The sequence below is a fragment of the Collinsella tanakaei genome, from assembly GCF_030373545.1.
GTDB classification, from domain to species: Bacteria; Actinomycetota; Coriobacteriia; order Coriobacteriales; family Coriobacteriaceae; genus Collinsella; species Collinsella tanakaei_C.
Genome location: NZ_JAUDCO010000019.1, coordinates 1 through 5,663, shown reverse-complemented (window position 1 = coordinate 5,663; position 5,663 = coordinate 1). Strand labels below are relative to the sequence as shown.

General features: G+C 67.0%; 3 protein-coding genes and 1 pseudogene. 1 reads left to right on the top strand and 3 read right to left on the bottom strand.

Annotation, left to right across the window (positions count from 1 at the left end; genetic code table 11):
• Positions 1 to 66: 66 nt before the first annotated feature.
• From QUW00_RS09280 to QUW00_RS09400, 3 genes and pseudogenes are all read right to left on the bottom strand, one after another.
• On the bottom strand, positions 67 to 2,043 hold the full coding sequence (locus QUW00_RS09280) for a zinc ribbon domain-containing protein (RefSeq protein WP_289614097.1): 1,977 nt from the start codon (positions 2,041 to 2,043) through the stop codon (positions 67 to 69).
• Positions 2,040 to 3,314: a hypothetical protein gene (locus QUW00_RS09275; protein ID WP_289614096.1), complete on the bottom strand. Its 1,275-nt coding sequence runs from the start codon at positions 3,312 to 3,314 to the stop codon at positions 2,040 to 2,042. The genes QUW00_RS09280 and QUW00_RS09275 overlap by 4 nt, the downstream gene beginning before the upstream one ends.
• Positions 3,315 to 3,545: 231 nt before the next feature.
• Positions 3,546 to 3,611 (bottom strand): annotated as a pseudogene (locus tag QUW00_RS09400) (zinc-ribbon domain-containing protein); the annotation flags it as partial.
• 961 nt (positions 3,612 to 4,572) lie between these two features.
• Between QUW00_RS09400 and QUW00_RS09270 the strand changes: the two are divergent.
• Entirely contained in the window at positions 4,573 to 5,466 is an 894-nt protein-coding gene (locus QUW00_RS09270; protein ID WP_289614095.1) for a PfkB family carbohydrate kinase, read from the top strand.
• Positions 5,467 to 5,663: the final 197 nt, after the last annotated feature.

Genomic DNA, 5,663 nt, shown 5'->3' with positions numbered 1-5,663 from the left:
CGGGATGGGTTGGATGGAACACGTCCCCATCTGACCCAGTCCCCGTCTAACCCATCTGATCCCAAGTTATCGCTGCGTGATGGTGGCGAGCTCGGCGGTGAGGTTCTTCACGGTCTGCGCGGTCTGAGCGCACGACGTCTCGCCCGTACCGGAGTCGTCGGCCGCGCCATCCTGGGTCACGCCCAGGTGCACGAACAGGGCACGCGACGCGATGGGCCAGCTCGAGCTGTCGCCCGACGCCAGGTCCGCCAGGTCGCCGTCCTCGTTCAGGCCGAAGCAGCCCGCCGAAGCGGAGCCGTTCACATCGGTGCCGCCCGCGCGCAGGCAGATGTTTCCGGTCTGGGGGTTCTCCACGTACTCGAGTATCGACATGCCGTCGTCATCCGCAACCGGGTTCGTCTTGCACACCATGGCCAAGCTGCCGGAATCCTCGACGTACTTCCACACCTCGACGGCGTAGTCGGCGGCCTGCGGACCATAGTCAGCCGCGCGCAGGGCATCCGAGCGCTCCTCAACGGAACCCGAGGTGGCAAAGGAGCGGTCGGTGCAATACGCGACCACCAGGTACTCGTCCCCATCGCCGAAATCGACCAGCTCGGCATAGCTCACGCCGGCGACCCACGCCAGATACTGCCCGTCATCGATCTGCATGACGGTGATCGACGCGTCGCCATAGGTGTCGACCAGGCCCGTGAGCTTGTCGCGAAATGCCTCGTACTTGCTGCGAACCGTCAGCTCGCCCATATCGTCGATGCCCGCCGGCGGCTCGACCGTCAGCACGTCGGGGATCTCGGCATCGCCCGACGCGCCCTGAGCCGCGTTGTCGTACACGAGCGGCGGCAAGTCGTAGACGGCGTCGTCGTGCTGCGCATCGACGATAGCCAGCCAATAGGTGCCCGCGGGCAGTTCGCCGAAGTCCGCCATGGTGAAGCCCTCGCCGCCGGTGACGTCGAGCGTGGGCATGTCGACGATGCTCTGCGCGGCACCCTCGGCGTTGTCGGCAGCCTTGACGCGCACCGTGTAGCGCTCGACCGGCTGCTCCGCGTCGAGCATGGGAACGACGCGCGTGTCACCCGTCACCGTGACCTCGTCGCTCGAGGCATATGCTGCCGTGAGCTCGGTCTTTCCCGAGACGGCGTCGGCGATGCCCGACGGTCCGCCCGCGAGCGCAAAGGCGGCAACGGCCGCCACGACGACCACGCAGGCGACGACCGCGGCGACAATCTTGCCGGTGTTGCGGGCCGGCGGCGGAGGCGCGACCCTGCCCGCGGACACGCCGCCCTGCGGGGTTACCGGCTGCCACGCTCCGCCTGCATAGGGCGCGCCTTGGGGACCCGTGGCACCCGTGTGCACCGCGGGCGCCTGCACGCCAGCTCCGGACACGGGGCCGTATGCCGGCGTGCCTTGCTGCGGGGTCTGTACGGCTCGAGCGCCCTGTGCTCCCCGTGCGCCCTGCAGGTCGCGCGGGGCGACCACCACAGTACCGGAGTCCCGCACCTCGGAATCGGGCGCGATGACCGTGGTGCCCTGGTGCGGTGCGGCGCCCGCGGGGGCAGGCCCCGCCTCGCCTTGTGCCGGCGCGGCGCCGACCCCCGCGGGAATCTCACCCGCCAGTCGAGCGCCGCAGATGAGGCAGTCCGTCTGCCCCGCCGAAACCGATGCGCCGCAGACGGGGCAGGAGAACTTCTCCACCTGCTCGCCTTCGTCCGCTAGGTCGATGGGTGCGACAGAAGAGAGGCCACCGGTCGGCCGCTTGAGGTCGATGAGCTTGCCGCACCCGGGGCACCGCAGCTTGCGCGCCTCGCGCGCGACCTCAGCGTGGATGTACTCCCCGCATTGGGGACATTCCATCGAGACAACCATGAGGTTCGCGTTGGCACGCGACGCCGAGCGGCCCTTCGCGGGGTTCGTGCGGCCGCCGGTGCCCGTGCCGCCCGTGGCGGGCGCATCTGCGCGGCCGGCGTCAAAGCCCAGCGGCGCTCCGCAGTTGGAGCAGGTTTTGCGGTTTCCATCCTGCTTGGCGCCGCAGTGCTTGCAAATCATCGGGCGCCCCCGTCGTGCAGGGCAAGCCCGGTCGCACCGGAACCGGATATCGCGCCGTCGGTCGCCGCTTCGGCTTCCGCCGCAGCGTTCACGCGCGCCTCCAGCAGATCGATCGTGTTGCGCACGATATCCACCGCGTCCTCTACGCACGTGACGTCGTCCTCGTCGACCGCATCGTTGGAGTAGTAGCGCGACAGGCCCTCGAGCGCACCCTCCTCGCTATCGCTCGCGTTGGCGAGCAGCACCGCGTCGCAGCTCCTCCAGTCCGTAAGCGCAGCGCGGTAGGCCTCCTCGTCCACCTGCTCGCCGCCCGTGAAATAGTGGATCTCGCCCGTGGGCCCGTTGTCGTTTTCGACCACGTCGACGACCATCGCGTTGACCACGCCGAAGCCATCTTCGGTCACGCCGTAGAAGTCGAGGGTCTCGCCGCCAAACGAATCCGTGTAGCCGCGCGTGCACAAAACCAGGTTGCCCGTCTCGGGGTTACGGGCGTACTCGAGGTAGGACAGGCCGACCACACCCGAGCCGGCACCGTTGGCAGCACCGTTCGAGATGCCGCGGAACAGCTGCATGAGCTCGCCGGACTCCTCGTCGTACTCCCAGATCTCGACGGTATAGACGCCGTAGCCGATGCCGTTCATCATCACGCGTGCGCCGGCGTCATCGATGTACGCGACGACCAGCCGCTGCGTGCCGTCGCCGAAGTCGACGAGCTCGGCGTAGGCAAGCCCGGAGATATAGGCCGTCCATGAGCCGAAGCCGCCGTCGACCGTCTTGACGCGCGCCTCGCCGTAGACGTCCTGGAGCTCTCGAATCTTATCGAGGAACAGCTGCGAGGCCTTGTCGGACGTGGCTATGGGATTGGGGTCGATGTAGACGGTGTCGTCGGGATTCTCGTCATCCACGGTGACGGGCGGCAGGGTCTGCTTGTCGCCGCCGTCCGGCTCGATAACCGGATAGTAGGTACCGTCGGGCGCATCCGACGGCAGGATATCGCGCATGGCGAAGCCTTCGACGCCCGTGACGTCGATCGCCGGGATGTCGTCGACCTCGATGCGGGAGCCCTCGTCATCGGTTGCGCGCACGAGGCGCACGACGTAGTGCTCGATCGGCGTGCCGTCGGCGGCGCGCGGCACGATGCGCGCGGTGCGACTGACCGCGATGGCCTCGGTGGAGCCGTAGGCTGCGGTGATGTCCTTCGCGCCGGCCGTGCCGCCCAACAGGAACACGGCAACGACGACGGCGATTACAACTGCGATCACGACCAGCACGATGGCGACGATCCTGCCGGTATGGCGCTTTTTGGGCGGGACGGGCGCCGGGGCGGGGGTGTATGCCGAGGCCGGGGCAGGCGCGGGTGCGTAACCCGGGGTCGGGGAGGGTGCGGAGGCGAAGCCGGGACCCGCGGCAGGAGCGGGGCCTGCAGTGGGCGCGGCAACGTCTACCTGCGGATTGCTTGCAGGCTGCCCGCCCGCGGTGGGCGAAGGCGCGCTAGCAATCGGCGCGCCGCATGACGGGCAGAACTTCGAGCCCTCTTTGTATTCGCTTCCACAGCGCGTGCAGTACATCGCAACCTCCCGCCGTCCGTTTCACACGATTAAATGTAACGCACTCCGAGTCTGCGGCGATTGCGCAATTTGCTCCAGGAGCGCTCGGCGCAAAGCGAAACGACACGGCACCAGATGCCGGGCGGCGGGCGCACGTCCCTTTCCGCAGCGCAAGGTGCCGGGTGACGGGCGCACGTCCCTTTCCGCAGGCCCAATCCGGCTCCGAGAGGGCTCTTCGATCGCTCGTGATTCGCAATGTGGTCACGGCGAGCCGATTACTGTCATTTCGAGCCGCCTGATTGAGACCTCGCAATCCCCTGTGATCCCCTGAGGAGCTGGGGATGCGCCTTTGGGGCCTGGAAGGCCCCAAAGGCGCAATATATTATATTGCGCCCAGCGGAATCGGGGGCGATCAGCGTCAGAGCGGGGCCATATCGGTGCCGCCGCGAGGAACCCGTCTGACAGTAATCGTGCCCTCGTGGCCACATCGCGAATCACGAACGTTCCGCGACCCAAAATAGATTGCGTTCGGGGGCGCATCAACCGCACTCGAGAGACAGACAGGCGCGCTCGGGGCGTATCGATCGCACTCGTGAGATCCATTGGCCGCGCTCAGGGGACGAACCTCAGGGGACGAACGCCTCCGCCTCGCGCCCTCGGCGTAATCAACCTGTTGGCGCATAACGTGCAACGATTGCTCGGTCGTGCCGCAATAGGGGGCGTTCGGGGGCGCACCTCCGAGCCCCATCCGCACCAGACCCGAACCCGAACCCACGAGCAAGCCGCACCTGTCCCGGAGCTGGGCACGCGTGTAGCTTGCGCCGGCTCCAAACCCGAACCAGTGTGCAGCTCACAGCGCTGCCCGCCACATGCTGAAGCCCAAATATGAACATAGCGATTCACGCCTCCCATGCGCACCCGAAGCGCTAAGGTGAGAGTTCGTACGCTGGTCCATAAGTCCGCGGAAGAAAGAAGGAAACCCATGTCCAACGCTATCACCAGCCCAGATCAGCCCCTTTACCAGCGCGAAGGGGCCTATATCCCCCGTGTGGCCGCCGTCCATGACATGTGCGGCTACGGCAAATGCTCGCTGGGAGTCGCCATCCCGGTGCTCTCGGCCGCCGGCTGCGACGTGTGCCCCGTCCCCACGTCGCTCTTCTCGTCGCACACCGCCTTCCCCGGCTGGTACATGCACGACACCACCGATATGCTGCCCGACTATCTCGCTGCCTGGAAGAACATCGGCGTCCAGATTGACGCCGTGTACTCCGGCTTCCTGGGCGCCCCCGAGCAGGTCGATCGCATCCGCGACCTGTACGCCATGTACCCCGAGGCCCTGCGCGTCGTGGATCCCGTTATGGCGGACCACGGCAAGGTGTACCCCACCTACACGCCCGAGCTGTGCCAGGCCATGGCCCAGCTCGCCGAGGGCGCCGACATCCTGACGCCCAACCTCACCGAGGCCGCCATCATTCTGGACGAGCCCATCGGCGACAGCTGGGCAGGCGAGAACATCGCCGACGACGAAGCTCACCGCATGGTGGACGCCCTGCTCGCCAAGGGAACCAAGACCGTTGTCCTCAAGGGCATCCAGCGCGGCGACGGCAAGATCCGCAACTTCGTGGGCACCGAAGGCGGCGCCTTCTTCGAGGTCGGCAACGAGTTTTTGCCCTATATGCTGCACGGCACCGGCGACCTGTATTGCTCCTGCCTGTTGGCCGCCGTCATGGCCGGCCGCACGCTCGAGGAGTCGGTGCGCTTCGCCGGCGACTTCGTGCACGATGCCATGCTCGTCTCCGCGGAGCAGCCGCAGTTCCGCGAGCGCGGCGTGTCGTTTGAGACCATGCTCGGCCGCATCGCCGACCTGCTCAAGTAAGTCAGGCCGCGCGAGACGCCGCATTGACCGAAACGTCCCGGTTCTCCCGCGTAAGGAGAACCGGGACGTTTTTTCATGCTCGGGGGCGGTGTCGCCGGGGGCGGTGTCGCCGGGGGCGGTGTAAATTCACCCTAGGGATTTTTTTGCATGGGGATGGGCCTTTGCCTGCGGTAAAGCCGCAGGCAAAGGCCCATCCC